Source organism: Streptomyces sp. NPDC017993 (assembly GCF_044328065.1).
GTDB lineage: Bacteria > Actinomycetota > Actinomycetes > Streptomycetales > Streptomycetaceae > Streptomyces.
The window spans coordinates 232,809-249,290 of the sequence record NZ_JBIRGO010000011.1; the positions used below are offsets into that span (position 1 = coordinate 232,809).

Below are 16,482 nucleotides of genomic sequence, written 5' to 3' on the forward strand. Positions count from 1 at the left end.
CTCGGTTCGGATGCGCCGCGAAGATCCGCGGGACGCCCCTCAGGCGGGTGACACGGAGCGGCAGCCGCCGGCGGTGCGCTGGGCGCGCGCCGAGGCGTAGAGGCAGACCGCGGCGGCCGTCGCGAGGTTCAGGCTCTCGGCCTTGCCGTGGATGGGGACCCGGACCACCGCGTCCGCCAGCGCACGGGTCTCCTCGGGCAGCCCCCACGCCTCGTTGCCGAAGACCCAGGCGGTGGGCCCGCCCATGGCGCCCGCGTCCAGCTCGCCGTCCAGATCGCGGTCGCCCGCCCCGTCGGCGGCCAGGAGACGTACCCCGGTGGCCCGGAGTCCGTCCATCACCCGCTCGACCGGGACGCCCACCGCGACCGGAAGGTGGAAGAGCGAACCGACCGAGGCCCGGACGGATTTGGGGTTGTAGAGGTCGACGGAGGCGTCGGTCAGGACGACGGCGTCCGCGCCCGCGGCGTCGGCGCAGCGCAGGACCGTACCGGCGTTGCCGGGGTCACGGACGTTGGCGAGCACCGCGATCAGCTGGGGGCGCGCGGCGAGGATCTCCTCGAACGGCGAGTCCAGGAACCGGCAGACCCCGAGCAGGCCCTGCGGGGTGACCGTCTGGGAGATGTCGGCGACCGTCCGGTCGTCGGCGTGGTGGACGCGCACCCCGGCCGCGCGGGCCGCCTCGACGATCTCCGTGTGGCGCTCGGCGGCCTCGACGGTCGCGAAGAGCTCGAGGAGCGTGGGCTCGCCGTCGACGCGGTGCGCGATGGCCTCCCGTACGGCCTGCGGGCCCTCGGCGATGAACCGGCGTTCCTTGCCGCGGAAGGCGCGGCGGGCCAGCCGCCGGGCGGCGGCGACTCGCGGTGAACGCGGGGAGATCAGCTCGGGGGTGCCCATGGGCGGCGGCTCGCTTCTTTCGTGTCGTGCGTGGGGACCGCGCCGGGTCAGGCCCGCGGTCCGGCAAACGGCGGCGGACCCGCAGGCCGGGGCCTGCGGGTCCGCGTCAGCACGTCGTCAGGCCGGGGTTCAGGCGGCCTTCGGGGCGTTGACGTCGCTCGGAAGCGCCTTCTGGGCGACCTCGATGAGCGCGGCGAACGCGTTGGCGTCCGTCACCGCGAGGTCAGCCAGGATCTTGCGGTCCACCTCGACGTTGGCGGCCTTCAGACCCTGGATGAAGCGGTTGTACGTCATGCCGTTGGCGCGGGCAGCGGCGTTGATGCGCTGGATCCACAGCTGACGGAAGTCGCCCTTGCGCTTCTTGCGGTCGTTGTAGTTGTAGACGAGGGAGTGGGTGACCTGCTCCTTCGCCTTGCGGTAGAGGCGCGAGCGCTGGCCACGGTAGCCGCTGGCCTGCTCGAGGATCGCCCGGCGCTTCTTGTGGGCGTTGACCGCCCGCTTGACGCGTGCCACTTGTTAACTCCTTGTAGCGGGGCCGCGGTTGTCCTCACGCGGCCCGGTTCGATTGGGTCCCGGTCTTGAGTCCTGCGCCCCGGCCGTCGGCGGGGCGCCGGGACTCACTTGCCGAGAAGCTTCTTGATCTTCGCGGCGTCGCCCGGGGCCATCTCGGCGTTGCCGCTGAGGCGACGCGTCACGCGGGACGACTTGTGCTCGAGCAGGTGGCGCTTGCCGGCGCGCTCGCGCATCACCTTGCCGGAGCCAGTGATCTTGAAACGCTTGCTGGCACCGCTGTGCGTCTTGTTCTTCGGCATGCGCCGTTCTCTCCTCGTCAGTGGCGCCCCCACCGGCCGGGCCGGGAAGCGGGAGCGTCAGATGTTTCGGTTGGTGTCCGGGGCGGGATGCCCGGACGTGAATCCGGGGCTCACGCCTCGGGGATCACGCCTGGGCGTGCTCCTCGGTGGGCTCCTCGGCGGGCTCCTCCACGGACTGCTCCGCGGGAACTCCACCCTGGCGCTCCGCCTTGCGGGCGGCCTGCGCCTCACGGGCCTCGGCCATCGCCTCGGTCTTCTTCTTGTGCGGACCGAGGACCATGATCATGTTTCGGCCGTCCTGCTTCGGATTCGACTCGATGAAGCCGAGCTCCTCCACGTCGGACGCGAGCCGCTGCAGCAGTCGGAAGCCCAGCTCGGGGCGGGACTGCTCGCGACCACGGAACATGATCGTGATCTTGACCTTGTCACCCTGCTTGAGGAACCGAACGACGTGACCCTTCTTGGTGTCATAGTCGTGCGGGTCGATCTTCGGCCGGAGCTTCATCTCCTTGATGACCGTGTGCGCCTGGTTCTTGCGCGCCTCACGGGCCTTCATGGCCGACTCGTACTTGAACTTTCCGTAGTCCATGAGCTTGCAGACCGGCGGACGTGCCGTCGCGGCCACCTCGACCAGGTCGAGGTCGTACTCCTGCGCAAGCTCCAGGGCCTTGGCAAGCGGCACAATGCCGACCTGCTCGCCGCTGGGACCGACGAGTCGCACCTCAGGGACGCGAATCCGGTCGTTGATGCGGGGCTCGGCGCTGATGGATCCTCCTCGGTAGCACCACGCGACGGCCTGGCGGACTGCCGCGTAACGTCTGTTTCGGTGTGACCTACCGCGCCGGATACATGAAAAACGCCCCGGACGGGACACAGGCGGGGCTCCGTGAATGGACTCAGGAGCACCGCCGCGAATGTCTCCGCGGGGCGCAGCCGGACCGTTGACCCGCCAACCCTGAGGTCGGTCGGGTGGGAGATCGGAGCCTCCACTTGCGGGCCGGTCACATGAGTGTCCGGCCGGTCGGAACACCAGAATACACGAGTCCAGGGGCGATACCCACTCGTGTGCCGTGGGGAAGCCGGTCCGTACGGGGCCGTACTCCCGGGCGCGGGGCCGAGAGGCGCGGGCCATAGTCTGGACGTGACCCCCTCAGCAGGAAGTGAAGCCCGAAGACATGAGCGACCAGACCCCGCAGCAGCCGGAGCAGCAGCCCGACGCCTCGAACCCGGCGGACCCGGACTTCGACGCCATGACCCGTGACATCGCGGATGTGCCGGCGGTCGAGGTGATCACGACGGTCGCGGTGCACCTGATGAGCTCGGCGGCGGTCAACCTCGGTCTCGCCGAGGAGGGTGAGGCGCACAAGGACCTGGACGAGGCGCGCAAGCTCATCCACGCACTGGCGGGGCTGGTCACGGCCAGCGCCACCGAGATCGGTTCGTACCACGCGGCGCCGCTGCGGGACGGGCTGAAGTCCCTGCAGCTGGCCTTCCGCGAGGCATCCGTCGTTCCCGACGAGCCGGGCCAGGGCCCCGGTGAGAAGTACACCGGGCCCGTCTACGGCTGATCCGCCGACGTCGCACCCCGCGAGGAGCCCCGGCCGCCACGGCCGGGGCTCCTCGTATGCGGGCACCTGGGCGCCGGCCGAAGGCAGCCGCCCTGCCGGGCCGCCGGGCCCGCATCGGGCCCGTCAGACCCGTGCGCCGGGCTGCGGCTCGTCGGGTGACGCCTGGTCGGCGACGACGCGGGGCTCCAGCGGCGGATGGGTGATCTGGTGCACCACGGCCGCCAGCGCGCCGCCGATCAGCGGCGCGACGATGAACAGCCACAGCTGGGTGATGGCCGCTCCGCCCGCGAAGAACGCCGGGCCGATGCTTCGCGCCGGGTTCACCGAGGTGCCGTCCAGCGGGATGCCGAAGAGGTGGACGGTGGCCAGTGCCAGGCCGATGGGCAGACCGTCGAAGCCGATGACGGCCACCTTGTGTGTCACCGCCAGCACGACGAAGACGAACACGAAGGTCATCACGATCTCCGCGACGAACGCGCCGCCGAGGTTGATGTGCACGGCGGAGCGGTCGCCCCAGCCGTTCGTGCCGAAAGCGCCGTCGGTGGCCAGACCGGGCACCTGCTTGGCGATCAGGAAGAGCACGGCGGCGCCGACGATGCCGCCGACCACCTGCGCGATCCAGTACCCCACGGCGGTGCGGAGCGTGATGCGGTGGGCCAGCAGCATGCCGAGGGTCACCGCGGGATTGATGTGACAACCCGAGATCGGGCCGAGGGCATAGGCAAGTGCCAGCATGGTGAAGCCGAAGGCCAGGGCGATGCCGAAGGTGCCGATGTACTCGCCGGCCAGCACTGCCGAGCCGACGGCGAACAGCACCAGGAGCAGCGTGCCGAGGAATTCCGTGACGAGCGTGCGGGTCTCGGTGGTCTCCATAGGGGGCTCTCCTCGCGTGGATCTTGAGCTCTCCTCGAAATTGTGCGGCCGAGGAGGCGAACGCGCCCGTTGGCGAGGAGGGCCCTGCGGGGAGAGCCGCGAGCGGGGGCGGGGGCGTCAGCGGCGGTAGAGGGGCTCCCCCGCCGTGCCGGCGCCGGGCGGCAGAAGTGCCAGGTCCAGGCCGCGGACGAGGCGCTCGCGCAGCACCTCGTCGTCGGCCAGTGACTGCGCCAGACGCTGGGCGACCTCGCCGGTGGGGGCGTCGGGGGCGAGGCCGAGGGCGAGGGTGGCGTCGGTTTCGTCGGACGGGGCGAGATGGGCGACAACGACTCCGGGCTCGGCGGCGAGCAGGGCCCGCAGCGCGTCGGCGACGGCCGGGTCGGTGAGCGGATCCGCGCTGGTCCGGCCCTCGGCGAGGGCCCGCAGGGCGGCGCCGGTGAGCTGGTAGGTCACCGGTCCCGCGAGGTCGAGGACGACCGTGTCGGCCTTCTCGTGGGACGCGGCGAGCAGTGCCTGCTGGAGGGGTACGGCCACCGGGCGGGCGTCCGGGCGCCAGCGCTGGAGGGTCTCCATGGAGGTGAAGGCGGGCAGTGCGCGGCGGCCGTCCGGGGCCTGGAGGGTGGGGACGGCCATGTCACTGGTCTTCTCGCGCCGCAGGCCGTCCGGCCCGGTCTCGGTCTCTCCCAGCACGGCCACCACCGGCACGAGCACGCGCGCACCGGCCAGGGCCGACAGCAGCTGCGGCTCGGCGCCGCGGTCGGTGGCGTAGGCCGTCAGAGCCGCGGCGAGCGCGGGATCCGCGGAGCCGTCGTCGTCGGAGAAGCCGGGGTCGGGGATGTTCTTCTGCACCGGTCGAGCCTATCTTCCCGGCCCTGGACGGACGGCTGGAGGTGCCGAGGTCCGGTGGCGGCTGCGCCAGAGGACCGTGGCGGCGGCCACGAGGGCGATCCCCGCGGCTCCGGCGGTCAAGGGGAGCCAGGGGATGCTGCCGGTGTCCTCGGATTCGGCGGTGGGGCCGGGCCCGAAATAGCGGTGTGTGTAGGCGGCGGCCGCCGGCTTCTGGGGGGTGGGCTTGATGCTTTGACCGGCCTTGATGGCGGCGGCCGGGTCGATCAGGCCGGCACCGAAGTCGTCGTCGCGTCCGCCTTCGGGGGCGTTCTGCGCGGTGTCCGTGAGCAACTGGCGGATCTGTGCCGGGCTCAGGTCCGGGTGCGCGGAGCGGATCAGGGCGACCGCGCCCGAGACGAAGGCGGCCGCCGCGCTGGTGCCCCAGCCCTCGTAATACGTGCGGTCCGGGTTGGCGATGACGATCAGCCTGCCGGGCGCGGCGACCGTTGCGTACCAGTGGCGGGTGGAGAACGGAGCGCGGGCACCCCGGCTGTCGACTGCGGTGACCGCGATGACGCCCGGGTAGGCGGCGGGGTACGAGGCGCGGGAGCCGTGTTTGCCGCCGTTGCCCGCGGAGGCGACGACGGGTACGCCCTTGCCCAGCGCGTACTGGATGGCGGCGTCCTCGCGCGGTTCGGGGTGGGCGGACTCGCTGTCGTCGCCCAGGGAGAGGTTGATGACGTCGGCGCCGTGGTCGGCGGCCCAGCGGATGCCGTCGGCGAGCGCCCCCGCCTTCTCCGTGCGGGCCCGGTTGCGCTGCGGGTCGCTGTCTTCGAGGATCACCCGGACCGGCAGGATCTTCGCCTCCGGGGCGATGCCGAGAACGCCGTCCGCGCGGCCGGCACCATGGCCGTGACCTGCGATGATGCTGGACATGCCGGTGCCGTGCTGCGCCCAGGACCGGTCGCCAGGCCCGGCGCCGAAGCCGACGAGGTCGGTCTCCGGCAGCACCTGCCCCTTGAGGTCGGGGTGGTTGGCGTCGACGCCGGTGTCCAGTACGGCGACTGTGATCCCGTCGCCCTTGGTGGTGCGCCAGGCGTCCTGGGCGTGTACGGCCTCCAGGGCCCACTCCTGGGCGCGGATGCCGTCGGCGGCACGGGCTGGGACGGCGGGCAGCACGGTGAGCCCGGCGGAGGCCAGCGCGAGTGCGGTGCCGCGCAGCAGGGCCTTGGTCACGGCGACTCCTCCGTTGCCTGTGCGGGGACGCCCGCCGCCTTGCGGAAGGCCGCCTCCACGAGGTCCGCGATGTTCTTGGCGTCGTGACCGAGCCCGGATTCGCCGGGGGCGCTCGTGACCCCTTCGCGGACCGCCTCTTCGGCGGGCTGCGGGTCGGTGAACGCGCGGCCGTCGGCGAAGCCGGAGACGGCATAGACGACGACGGGGACGTCGGTGAGGATCCGCACCGTCCAACTGGTGCGCTGGGCGGGCCCGAAGTCCGCGGCGGGGGTGCCCTTGGCGGCGTACGGCAGGGGCATCAGATCGGTACGGCTGCCCAGGCCGCCGGTGCTGAAGCGGGTGTTGAGGGCCAGCATGGCGCTCTGGTCGGCCTTGGTGGTCACCGCGCCGACGGTGATGACGTGGGTGTGGGTGGCGTCGACGTAGGTGGCGCGCAGCAGGCGGCCGCAGCCCGCCGGGGCGAGGGCCTTGGCCAGCAGCGGGTCGAAGCCGGCCGTGCAGCCGCTGTCGGGGGCGATGGCGATCCGGGTCCAGCGTCGGTCGGCGCCGCCGGGGCCGACGCCGAGGCCGTTGAGGACGCGGGGGAAGAGCGTGTCGACGGGGGTGGAGTGCCAGACGTCGTGGCCCTTGTCGAACGCGGCCTCCGCGGTGGGGGGTGCGTCGGAGCCCTCGGTGAGCCAACTCCCGGCGGCCGCACCGCAGATGAGGCCGATGCCGAGCACGAGACAGGCGGCCGAGGCGAGCACGCGCCCGCCGGGCCTGCGGCCCGCGGACGGCCGTCCCGGGGGCGCGACGGGCATGCCGGGGATGGGGGCAACTCCCTGGGGAGGGAGAGGTGTTCGGGGCCAGGGCGCCTCGGCGGGGCGCCGGGAGGTGGGGGGCGGCGGAGTGCCGGCGGGTGCGGCGGGCGGGGTGGCGGCGCGCGGGGAGGCGGGCCGCGGGTCCGCGGCGGCGCGGGAGTCGCGGCCGCCACTCCACAGTTCCTGACTGTGGGCCAGGTGGAAGGCGGCGGTGTCCCGGAAGGAGGCGGGGCGGCCCGTCGGGGCCTGCGGCGCGGCGGGCTGCGCCGCGGGCTCCGCTCGGGGGCGGGGCGGCACGGGCGGCGGCATGGTGGGGCGCGGCGGGGTGGCGCGGGCGTCAGCCGGAGGGGCCGGCGGGGGTGCGGCCGGCGTGGGCGGCGCGGAAGCGGGGGGTGCGGCCGGCGGCGGGGGGACGGACGGGTCGGCGGGCACCGGGCGCAGGACCGTGGTCTGCGGGTCCTCGTCGGGGAGGGCGGCCACGGCGGGCCGCCGGGGTGGCTGCGGGGGTATGGGCGGGACGCGATGCGCGTCGGCGTAATCAGCGTCGGTGCTCACCCGCGCTCCCCCTCGCGCCGTGTCCCCGCCGCGATCCGCAATGGGGGCAGGGTGGTTCGTATCCGGACATCACGCCACTGACCTGCTGGTTGTGACGTCCGGCCACTCTACGGGCAGGTGCGGCCGCTCCTCCAACCCTGTGTCCACTCTGTCGCGATCCCTCCCCCTACCCAGTGGTAGGCGTCTCTGGCAGGCTGCGGCCATGCCCCAGTACACCGCCGATGCTTATGACGACAAAGCCCGTTACGACCGGGCCACCGTCCATCTCGACGCGCCGCTGGCAGTCGTCGACCTGCAGGCATTCGACGCCAACGCCGACGACCTGGTGCGCCGTTCGAAGGGCAAGCCGATCCGGGTGGCGAGCAAATCGGTGCGCTGCCGGGCGCTGTTGGAGCGGGTGCTGGCACGGGACGGCTTCGCGGGAATCATGAGTTTCACGCTCGGAGAGTCGCTGTGGCTGGCGCGCTCGGGCTTCACCGACATCCTGCTGGCCTACCCGTCGGCGGACCGGTCCGGATACGCCGAACTGACCGCCGATCCGAAGCTCGCCGGGGCGGTGACGGTGATGGTCGACGACCCGGCGCAGCTGGACCTGATCGACGCGGCCCGGCCGGCCGGCGGCCGCGGCGGCGGCGGCGGCGAGGAGGTGCGGGTCTGTCTGGAACTGGACACCTCCTACCGCGTGCTGGGCGGAAAGGTGCGGGTGGGTGCCCGGCGCTCACCCCTGCGCGCTCCCGCCCAACTCGCCGCGTTGGCCCGTGCCGTGGTGCGCCGCCCCGGCTTCCGGCTGGTGGGCCTGATGGCGTACGAGGGTCATGTGGCGGGTGTGGGCGACGAGGTTGCCGGCAAGCCGGTCTTCTCGCGAGCCATCCGGGTGATGCAGGCGGCGGCCCGCAAGGAGCTGGCACAGCGGCGCTGGGAGGCCGTGCGGGCGGTGCGGGCGGTGGCGCCGCGGCTGGAGTTCGTCAACGGCGGCGGCACCGGCAGCGTGCAGCACACGGCGGCGGAGGCGGCGGTCACCGAGATCGCGGCCGGATCCGGACTCTACGTACCGCGTCTTTTCGACAACTTCCGCTCGTTCAGCGGGCGTCCGGCAGCGCTGTTCGCCCAGCCGGTGGTGCGCAGGCCGGGGCCGGGCGTGGTGACCGTACTGGGCGGCGGGTACCCGGCGTCGGGGGCCGCGGGGGCCGACCGGCTGCCGGTGCCGTACCTCCCGGCGGGGCTGTCATACGACCCGCAGGAGGGGCCCGGCGAGGTGCAGACCCCGCTGCTGGGGACGGCCGCCGACACGCTGCGGATCGGCGACAAGGTGTGGTTCCGGCACGCGAAGGCCGGGGAGCTGTGCGAGCGCTTCGCCGCACTGCAACTGATCGACGGGGACCGGGTGGTGGAGACGGTGCCGACGTACCGCGGCGAGGGGCACACATTCCTGTGAGCGGCCGGGCCGCGCCGGTCGTTGCCGGCGCGGCCCGTCGCCGTCAGCCGTGGATGCGGTCGCGCTGGTCGGGCACGACGGTGCCGTCGGGGCGGCGGACCGGGCCGAGGACGCCGTCGGTGTTGATGTAGGCGGCCGTGGCGCAGGGGTAGCCGCCGGACTTGCGAGGCAGCGGCTCGATGAACATCGGGTTGACCACCCAGCGGTCGTCGGCGTTGTCGTAGCCGCGGCACATCAGTTCGTTCTTGTTGCGATTGATGGCCAGGTGGGCGGCGGTGGCGTCGTTCACGAAGGTCACATCGGTGTCGGCGTCACCGCCGCCGAGCGCGATGCGGTGCGCGGGGTCCTGCAGACGCCATGCCTCGGCGCCCTTGATGTGGAAGATCTCCTGGTTGATCCAGCAGCGCTTGCCGTCGATGTACGGGATCGCGTCGCCCTGGGACTCGGGGACGTCGCCGCAGCCCTGCATACCGTAAGTGATCTTTCCGTGGTCGAGCAGGCTGCGGATCGCGATGGTGTGGTCGCGGTCGAAGCCGACGGACTGCGACCACACCTCGGTGACCGGCTCGGACCCGGCGGAGACGATGTAGACGTCGAAGCCGGCTCGCCGCAGGGTGCGCACCAGGTCCTTCTGCTGGTCGTAGTAGCGCACGTAGGCGGGCTGGGTGTGGGTGCCGATCTTCTGGGTGCTGCCCACCGGCGCGGCGAGCGCGGCCTTGCGTCCCGCGGCGGCGTAGGAGCGGAGCTCGGCTTCGGTGTGACCGGCGAACAGCTGCGGTACCCAGGCGTATTCGGGCACCGTACGCCGGTGGTTCCAGGTGCCCGCGAAGGCTTCCTCGCCGCCCATGGTCCTCGCCTCGGCGCGGATCTCCAGGATCTCGTCGGCGCAGTCGGTGTCGGTGGCGGTGGGCAGCGGTGCGCCGACCGGTACGGAGGTGCCGCAGGCCGTGGTCAGCGCGCGGTCGGCCGCCGGGGTCAGCCACTTGCTGGTGTCGCTCCAGTGCGCGGGGCGAAGGATCTTGTCGTGCAGCAGGGACCAGTCGATCGTCGCGTCGGTGACGTCGTTCTTGGTCATGGTGTTGTCCCAGTCGAACGCGGCGACGGGGGCACGTCCGTGGCCGCCGGCGAGGCCGGGGTTGCTGCAGGTGCCGCGCTCGTCGATGGCGCGTTGCAGCTTGGCCCGGTTGTGGCCGTACCAGGTCAGGTCCTTCGAGAGCTGCGGGCAGTGCGTGGCGTTCCGGGCCGCGGGGGTGCCCTGGGCGGGCGCCGCGCGGTGCGAGGCGGCCGCGGTCGCCGGCACGCTGCCGGCGAGGAGCGCGGTCACGGTGAGGCCCAGGGCGAGGGCGTGCCTGTTGCGCATGGGTGCTCCGATGTCCGGGGGCGGTCAACAGCGGGAAGCGGCGGGACCGGCACCCTTCGGCGCCGGTCCCGTCATGCGTGGTGCTGTTGTGCGGTGGTGCGGTCGTACGTGGTGCGTGGTGCGTGTGGTGTGGCGCGTCGGGTGACTTTACCGAGCGAGCGCTACACGGGCGTCACATATGCTCCGGCGATCCCGCCGTCGACCAGGAATTCGGCCGCGTTGACGAAGGAGGAGTCGTCGCTGGCGAGGAAGGCGACGGCGGCGGCGATCTCCTCGGGCTCGGCGAACCGGCCGACCGGGACGTGCACCAGGCGGCGGGCGGCCCGCTCCGGGTCCTTGGCGAACAGCTCCTTCAGCAACGGGGTGTTGACCGGCCCGGGGCACAGGGCGTTGACCCGGATGCCCTCGCGGGCGAACTGCACGCCCAGTTCGCGGGACATCGACAGCACGCCGCCCTTGGAGGCGGTGTAGCTGATCTGCGAGGTGGCGGCGCCCATCACGGCGACGAACGAGGCGGTGTTGATGATGGAGCCGCGTCGCTGGTCGCGCATGTAGGGCAGGGCGTACTTGCAGCAGAGGTAGACCGAGGTGAGGTTGACCTCCTGGACCCGCTTCCAGGCGTCCAGGCCGGTGGTGAGGATCGAGTCGTCGTCGGCGGGCGAGATGCCGGCGTTGTTGAAGGCGATGTCGACCGAGCCGTAGGTGTCGAAGGCGGTCCGGTAGAGCGCCTCGACCTGCTCGGCGTCGGTCACGTCGACCTGGACGAAGGTGCCGCCGACCTCGTCCGCGGCCGCTTTGCCGGCCGTGTCGTCGATGTCGGCGCAGACGATGTTCGCGCCTTCGGAGGCGAGCCGACGGGCGGTGGCCAGGCCGATCCCGCTGCCGGCTCCGGTGATCACTGCGGTGCGGCCGACCAGGCGGCGGCACACGGGGGCCGTCTCGGCCGAGGGCGCGGGGAGGGTCGGGTCGGTCACTTCAGTGCTCCTCGGTGCTGATGAAGACGTTCTTCGTCTCGGTGAAGGCGGACAGTGCGTCCGGGCCCAGCTCACGGCCGAGTCCGGACTGCTTGAACCCGCCGAAGGGGGTCCAATAGCGCACGCTGCTGTGGGAGTTGACGGAGAGGTTGCCGGCCGCGACGGCACGCGAGACGCGGATCGCGCGGCTGACGTCGCGGGTCCACAGGGAGCCGGAGAGGCCGTAGTCGGTGGCGTTGGCGATCCGGATCGCGTCGGCCTCGTCGTCGAAGGGGATGACGACGGCGACCGGCCCGAAGATCTCCTCGATGGCCGTACGGTCCTCGGGCCGCCCCTCCAGGACGGTGGCCGGGTACCAGAAGCCCTTGCCGCCGGGCGCCTCGCCGCGGATGGCGGCGGGGGCGTCCTCGGGGACGTAGGACCGCACGCGCTCGCGCTGGGCCGAGGAGATCAGCGGCCCCATCTGGGTCGCGGGGTCCGCCGGGTCGCCGACCACGAACGCCTTGACCGCTGGTTCGAGCAGCTCCATGTAGCGGTCGTAGACCTGGCGCTGGACGAGGATGCGGCTGCGGGCGCAGCAGTCCTGGCCCGTGTTGTCGAGGAAGGAGCCGGGTGTGGCGGCAGCGGCGGCCTCGATGTCGGCGTCGGCGAAGACGATGTTGGGGCTCTTGCCGCCGAGTTCCAGCGTCAGCCGCTTGGTCTGCTCCGCGCAGCGGGCGGCGATGCCTCGGCCGGTGGCGGTGGAGCCGGTGAAGACGATCTTGGCGACGCCCGGGTGGTCGACGAGCGCGGTGCCGGTGACCGGCCCCTCTCCCGGCAGGACCTGGAAGAGACCTTCGGGGAGCCCGGCGTCCAGCGCGTATTGGGCGAGCCGGAGGGCGGTGAGCGGTGTGGTCTCGGCGGGCTTGAGCAGGACGGCGTTACCGGCCGCGAGCGCGGGGGCGGTGCCCCAGGCGGCGATCGGCATCGGGAAGTTCCAGGGGGCGATGACGCCGACGACGCCCAGCGGCTCCTGGAGGGTGATGTTCAGTCCGCCCGCGACCGGGATCTGGGTGCCGGTCAGGCGCTCCACTCCCCCTGCGGCGTAGTGCAGCAGGTCGCGGACGTTGCCCGCCTCCCACTCGGCGTTGCCCAGCGGGTGGCCGGCCTCCTGGAGTTCCAGTTCGGCCAGCGGGCGGATGTTGGCCTCGACGACGTCGGCGAACCGGCGCAGGATCCGGGCCCGTTCGCCGGGCGCGAGGGCCGCCCATTTCGGCTGGGCGGCGGTGGCCCGCCGGACCGCGGCGTCGACCTCGGCGGGGGAGGTGGTGGGGACGGTGGCCACCACCTCCTCGGTCGCCGGGTTGATGATGTTCAGCTCGTGCAGACCATCGGACACGTGTGGTTCCTTACATGCGCTCGAAGGAGCGGAAGCGCTCCCAGTCCGTGACGGCCGCGTCGTAGGCGTTCTGCTCTACACGGGCCATGTGCCGGTAGTGGTCGACGACCTCGTCGCCGAAGGCCGCACGGGCGATCGGGCTGTTCTCCCACAGTTCGGCGGCCTCACGCAGCGTGGTGGGCACGTGCGCGGCGTCGCCGGTGTAGGCGTTGCCGGTGGTCGCCTCGGGGAGCTCCAGCTCGTGTTCTATTCCGTACAGGCCGGCCGCGATCATCGCGGCCACCGCGAGATAGGGATTCACGTCGCCGCCGGGCAGGCGGTTCTCCAGGCGGTGCGAGCGGCCGTGGCCGATGACGCGCAGCGCGCAGGTGCGGTTGTCCGGGCCCCAGGCGACCGCCGTGGGCGCGAAGGAGCCGGGGCGGAAACGCTTGTAGGAGTTGATGTTGGGGGCGTAGAAGAGCGTGAAGTCCCGCATCGCGGCGACCTGGCCGGCGAGGAAGTGCCGCATGGTCTGCGACATGCCGTACGGGCCGTCGTCGTCGGCCAGGACCGGCCGGCCTTCCTCGTCCTGGAGGGAGAGGTGGATATGACAGGAGTTGCCCTCCCGCTCGTCGTACTTCGCCATGAAGGTGAGCGACATGCCCTCCTGCGCGGCGATCTCCTTGGCCCCGGTCTTGTAGATGCTGTGCTGGTCGCAGGTGGTGAGCGCCTCGTCGTAGACGAACACGATCTCGTGCTGGCCGAGGTTGCACTCGCCCTTGGCGGACTCGACGGTCATGCCGGCCGCGCCCATCTCGTTGCGGATGCGGCGCAGCAGGGGCTCGACGCGGCCGGTGCCCAGGACGGAGTAGTCGGCGTTGTACTGGTTGGCGGGGTGCATGCCGCGGTAGCCGCGCGACCAGCCGTCCTCGTAGGTGTCCTTGAAGAGCATGAATTCGAGTTCGGTGCCGGCGTGGGCGCTCCAGCCGCGCTCGGCGAGGCGGTCGAGCTGGCGGCGGAGGATCTGCCGCGGCGAGGCGGCGACCGGCGAACGGTCGTGCCAGGCCAGGTCGGCGGTGATCAGGGCGGTGCCCGGGTTCCAGGGGGTGCGGCGCAGGGTGGCGGTGTCGCCGTGCATCGCGAAGTCGCCGTAGCCGCGCTCCCAGGAGGACATCTCGTAGCCCTCGACGGTGTTGAGGTCCACGTCCACGGCGAGGAGGTAGTTGCACCCCTCGGTGCCGTGTTCCAGGACGGTGTCGAGGAAGTAGCGGGCGGCGAACCGCTTGCCCTGGAGCCTGCCTTGCATGTCGGTGAAGGCGAGGACGACAGTGTCGATCTCCCCGGCGTCGACGAGGACTCTCAGTTCCTCGACGGAGAGTGGGGGCGTGCGGTCTGCCACGGTGTTGCCTCCTGTCACTGCATCCGGAGGTCATAAGGTAGGCACACGAACCATTGATTGGGAAGGGGTTCCGATGGACGGTGCGGCGGACCGGCTGGCGCCGGTGCTGCGACCCGTGCGGGCCGGCAACGGATTCGAGGAGGCCCTGGAGCAGATACTCCAGATCGTCCGGCTCGGTCTGGTGCCGCAGGGGGAACGGCTGCCCGCGGAGCGGGAATTGGCCGAGCGCCTCCAGATCAGCCGGGTGACGCTGCGCGAGGTGCTCAAGGTGCTCCAGGACGAGGGCCTGGTGGAGAGCCGGCGCGGTCGCTACGGCGGCACGTTCGTACGGGTCCGCACGGAGAACCCGGGCGAGGCCGAGCTGCGGCGCCGGATCGGGAAGATCGACGTCGAGGACACCCTCAGGTTCCGGGAGGTGCTGGAGGTCGGGGCGGCCGGGCTGTGCGCCGCGCACGGCCTGTCCACGGAACAGGCCGACCGGTTGCGGTCGGCGCTCGCGGCGACGAACGACGCACCGCTGGCCGACTACCGCAGACGCGACACCCTGCTGCATCTGACCCTCGCCGAGCTGTCCGGCTCACCCTCGCTCGCGGCCCAGTACGCGGCGGTACGGGCAGGCGTGAACGACCTGCTGGACTGCATCCCGCTGCTGGTGCGCAATCTGGAGCACTCCCAGACACAGCACGCCGCGCTGGTGGAGGCGGTGCTGGAGGGCGATGCGGACGGTGCCCGCGAGGTGATGCGCGAGCACTGCTGCGGCACCGCCGCCCTGCTGCGAGGATTCCTCACGGCGCCCGCGACGTAACAAGTCTTTTACGCAGAGGTCTTGCGCCGACGCGGCAGGGCAGCAAAGGTATGCGGCTAAACCTTTACTTGGGATTCCTTCGGCGAGGCAGGAGCGGCTCATGGCCGACAGCACCGACGCGCACACCGCACCGCCCGACCCCTCCCCGGTCGGCTCGGCGCCGCCCGGGGACGCCTACCTGGAGCGACGGACCCTGCGGCGCGGCAGCGCGGGCCCACTGCTGCTGACCGGCCTGGGTGTCGCCTATGTCGTCTCCGGCGACTTCTCGGGCTGGAACAACGGCCTGGCACAGGGCGGCTTCGGCGGCCTGGCCATCGCCGCCGTGCTGATGGGCCTGATGTACACCTGCCTGGTCTTCGCGCTGGCGGAGCTGGCCTCGATCCTGCCGACGGCGGGCGGCGGCTACGGCTTCGCCCGGCGCGCCCTGGGCACCTGGGGCGGCTTCCTCACCGGGACCGCCATCCTGATCGAATACGTGCTGGCGCCCGCCGCGATCTCCATCTTCATCGGGGACTACGTCGAGTCGCTCGGCCTGTTCGGCCTGCACTCCAGCTGGCCGGTCTACCTCGCCTGCTTCGTGATCTTCATCGGGATCCATCTGTGGGGCGTGGGCGAGGCACTGCGCTTCAGCCTGATCGTCACCGCCATCGCGGTGGCCGCTCTCGTCGTCTTCGCCCTGGCCGCCTTCACCGACTTCCATGTGGACACCCTCAACGACATACCGGTCGAGGCCGGTGCCTTCGGTGCCAACTCCTGGCTGCCGTTCGGCATCCTGGGCATCTGGGCGGCCTTCCCGTTCGGCATGTGGTTCTTCCTCGGCATCGAGGGCGTGCCGCTGGCCGCGGAGGAGACCAAGGACCCGGCCCGGGTCCTGCCGAAGGCCATGGCCGCCGCGATGGGCGTGCTGCTGCTGCTCGCGCTGATCACCTTCGTCGCCGCGACGGGGGCCCGCGGGTCCGCCGCGATCCAGTCCGTGGGCGACCCGCTGGTGCAGGCGCTGCAGCCGCAGGGGAAGCCGACCACCATCAGCCGAATCGTCAACTACGCCGGTCTCGCCGGCCTGGTGGCGTCCTTCTTCTCGCTGATCTTCGCCGGCTCCCGGCAGCTCTTCGCGCTCTCCCGGGCCGGCTACCTCCCCCGCTTCCTATCCCTCACCAGCCGCCGCAAGGCTCCCTACCTCGGCCTGCTGGTCCCCGGCGCGCTGGGCTTCGGGCTCGCCGCGGCGACCGGCGACGGCGCCCGGATGCTCAATGTCGCGGTCTTCGGCGCCACCATCTCCTACGCCCTGATGTCGCTCTCGCACCTCGTGCTGCGCCGCCGCGAGCCCGGCCTGCACCGCCCGTACCGCACCCCCGGCGGCAGCCTGACCTCGTCCGTCGCGTTCGTCCTGGCCTGCTCCGCGCTGGTGGCGACGTTCCTGGTCGACAAGGAAGCCGCCTTCATCGCCCTCGGCGTGTACGCCGTGGCCATCGCCTACTTCGCCTTCTACTCGCGGCACCGTCTGGTGGCGGCGGCGCCCGAGGAGGAGTTCGCGGCGCTGGCGGCGGCCGAGGCGGAACTCGCACGCGACTGACACCGGCCGGCCG

16 protein-coding genes are annotated in these 16,482 nt (G+C 72.1%); 4 read left to right on the top strand and 12 right to left on the bottom strand.

Annotated features, from left to right (window positions below):
- Nucleotides 1–39: 39 nt before the first annotated feature.
- From ACH4FH_RS22020 to infC, 4 genes are all read right to left on the bottom strand, one after another.
- A complete protein-coding gene (locus tag ACH4FH_RS22020; RefSeq protein ID WP_398557565.1) occupies nucleotides 40–894 on the bottom strand; it encodes a TrmH family RNA methyltransferase in 855 nt (284 codons plus the stop codon).
- Nucleotides 895–1,023: 129 nt separating this feature from the next.
- Nucleotides 1,024–1,407 (bottom strand): 50S ribosomal protein L20, encoded by a 384-nt coding sequence (gene rplT, locus ACH4FH_RS22025; protein ID WP_329152794.1) that lies wholly within the window; start codon nucleotides 1,405–1,407, stop codon nucleotides 1,024–1,026.
- Nucleotides 1,408–1,511: 104 nt separating this feature from the next.
- Complete coding sequence (rpmI, locus tag ACH4FH_RS22030; protein WP_398557566.1) at nucleotides 1,512–1,706, bottom strand: 50S ribosomal protein L35; 195 nt, start codon at nucleotides 1,704–1,706, stop codon at nucleotides 1,512–1,514.
- Nucleotides 1,707–1,830: 124 nt separating this feature from the next.
- The gene (infC, locus tag ACH4FH_RS22035; RefSeq protein ID WP_398557630.1) at nucleotides 1,831–2,553 is read right to left on the bottom strand and encodes a translation initiation factor IF-3; all 723 of its coding nucleotides are present in this window, start codon (nucleotides 2,551–2,553) and stop codon (nucleotides 1,831–1,833) included.
- Between the two features lie 328 nt (nucleotides 2,554–2,881).
- Here infC and ACH4FH_RS22040 point away from each other — a divergent pair, with 328 nt between their 5' ends.
- A complete protein-coding gene (locus ACH4FH_RS22040) occupies nucleotides 2,882–3,274 on the top strand; it encodes a DUF1844 domain-containing protein (RefSeq protein WP_398557567.1) in 393 nt (130 codons plus the stop codon).
- A 123-nt stretch (nucleotides 3,275–3,397) separates the two neighbouring features.
- Here ACH4FH_RS22040 and ACH4FH_RS22045 read toward each other — a convergent pair whose 3' ends face one another.
- From ACH4FH_RS22045 to ACH4FH_RS22060, 4 genes are all read right to left on the bottom strand, one after another.
- Complete coding sequence (locus ACH4FH_RS22045; protein ID WP_398557568.1) at nucleotides 3,398–4,147, bottom strand: aquaporin; 750 nt, start codon at nucleotides 4,145–4,147, stop codon at nucleotides 3,398–3,400.
- A gap of 117 nt (nucleotides 4,148–4,264) precedes the next feature.
- On the bottom strand, nucleotides 4,265–4,996 hold the full coding sequence (locus tag ACH4FH_RS22050; RefSeq protein ID WP_398557569.1) for an SseB family protein: 732 nt from the start codon (nucleotides 4,994–4,996) through the stop codon (nucleotides 4,265–4,267).
- A gap of 9 nt (nucleotides 4,997–5,005) precedes the next feature.
- On the bottom strand, nucleotides 5,006–6,211 hold the full coding sequence (gene mycP / locus ACH4FH_RS22055; RefSeq protein ID WP_398557570.1) for a type VII secretion-associated serine protease mycosin: 1,206 nt from the start codon (nucleotides 6,209–6,211) through the stop codon (nucleotides 5,006–5,008).
- On the bottom strand, nucleotides 6,208–7,566 hold the full coding sequence (locus tag ACH4FH_RS22060; protein ID WP_398557571.1) for a hypothetical protein: 1,359 nt from the start codon (nucleotides 7,564–7,566) through the stop codon (nucleotides 6,208–6,210). The genes mycP and ACH4FH_RS22060 overlap by 4 nt, the downstream gene beginning before the upstream one ends.
- A gap of 202 nt (nucleotides 7,567–7,768) precedes the next feature.
- Here ACH4FH_RS22060 and ACH4FH_RS22065 point away from each other — a divergent pair, with 202 nt between their 5' ends.
- Entirely contained in the window at nucleotides 7,769–9,001 is a 1,233-nt protein-coding gene (locus tag ACH4FH_RS22065) for an amino acid deaminase/aldolase (RefSeq protein WP_398557572.1), read from the top strand.
- A gap of 43 nt (nucleotides 9,002–9,044) precedes the next feature.
- Here ACH4FH_RS22065 and ACH4FH_RS22070 read toward each other — a convergent pair whose 3' ends face one another.
- From ACH4FH_RS22070 to ACH4FH_RS22085, 4 genes are all read right to left on the bottom strand, one after another.
- Nucleotides 9,045–10,361, bottom strand: coding sequence for a haloacid dehalogenase-like hydrolase (locus ACH4FH_RS22070; RefSeq protein ID WP_398557573.1), 1,317 nt, complete (start codon nucleotides 10,359–10,361; stop codon nucleotides 9,045–9,047).
- Between the two features lie 161 nt (nucleotides 10,362–10,522).
- Entirely contained in the window at nucleotides 10,523–11,335 is an 813-nt protein-coding gene (locus ACH4FH_RS22075) for a 3-oxoacyl-ACP reductase (protein ID WP_398557574.1), read from the bottom strand.
- 1 nt (nucleotide 11,336) lies between these two features.
- Nucleotides 11,337–12,713 carry an aldehyde dehydrogenase family protein gene (locus ACH4FH_RS22080; RefSeq protein WP_398557575.1) on the bottom strand — a complete coding sequence of 459 codons (1,377 nt, stop codon included), beginning with the start codon at nucleotides 12,711–12,713 and terminating at the stop codon, nucleotides 11,337–11,339.
- 10 nt (nucleotides 12,714–12,723) lie between these two features.
- Nucleotides 12,724–14,091 carry a glutamine synthetase family protein gene (locus ACH4FH_RS22085; protein ID WP_398557576.1) on the bottom strand — a complete coding sequence of 456 codons (1,368 nt, stop codon included), beginning with the start codon at nucleotides 14,089–14,091 and terminating at the stop codon, nucleotides 12,724–12,726.
- A gap of 73 nt (nucleotides 14,092–14,164) precedes the next feature.
- Here ACH4FH_RS22085 and ACH4FH_RS22090 point away from each other — a divergent pair, with 73 nt between their 5' ends.
- Nucleotides 14,165–14,896 (top strand): FadR/GntR family transcriptional regulator, encoded by a 732-nt coding sequence (locus tag ACH4FH_RS22090; protein WP_398557577.1) that lies wholly within the window; start codon nucleotides 14,165–14,167, stop codon nucleotides 14,894–14,896.
- A 100-nt stretch (nucleotides 14,897–14,996) separates the two neighbouring features.
- Complete coding sequence (eat, locus tag ACH4FH_RS22095) at nucleotides 14,997–16,469, top strand: ethanolamine permease (protein WP_398557578.1); 1,473 nt, start codon at nucleotides 14,997–14,999, stop codon at nucleotides 16,467–16,469.
- Nucleotides 16,470–16,482: the final 13 nt, after the last annotated feature.

Coding starts and splice junctions, on each gene's coding strand:
- ACH4FH_RS22020 (WP_398557565.1), bottom strand. CDS start 894: ATGGGCACCCCCGAGCTGATCTCCCCGCGTTCACCGCGAGTCGCCGCC.
- eat (WP_398557578.1), top strand. CDS start 14,997: ATGGCCGACAGCACCGACGCGCACACCGCACCGCCCGACCCCTCCCCG.
- ACH4FH_RS22045 (WP_398557568.1), bottom strand. CDS start 4,147: ATGGAGACCACCGAGACCCGCACGCTCGTCACGGAATTCCTCGGCACG.
- ACH4FH_RS22090 (WP_398557577.1), top strand. CDS start 14,165: ATGGACGGTGCGGCGGACCGGCTGGCGCCGGTGCTGCGACCCGTGCGG.
- rpmI (WP_398557566.1), bottom strand. CDS start 1,706: ATGCCGAAGAACAAGACGCACAGCGGTGCCAGCAAGCGTTTCAAGATC.
- ACH4FH_RS22040 (WP_398557567.1), top strand. CDS start 2,882: ATGAGCGACCAGACCCCGCAGCAGCCGGAGCAGCAGCCCGACGCCTCG.
- ACH4FH_RS22065 (WP_398557572.1), top strand. CDS start 7,769: ATGCCCCAGTACACCGCCGATGCTTATGACGACAAAGCCCGTTACGAC.
- ACH4FH_RS22070 (WP_398557573.1), bottom strand. CDS start 10,361: ATGCGCAACAGGCACGCCCTCGCCCTGGGCCTCACCGTGACCGCGCTC.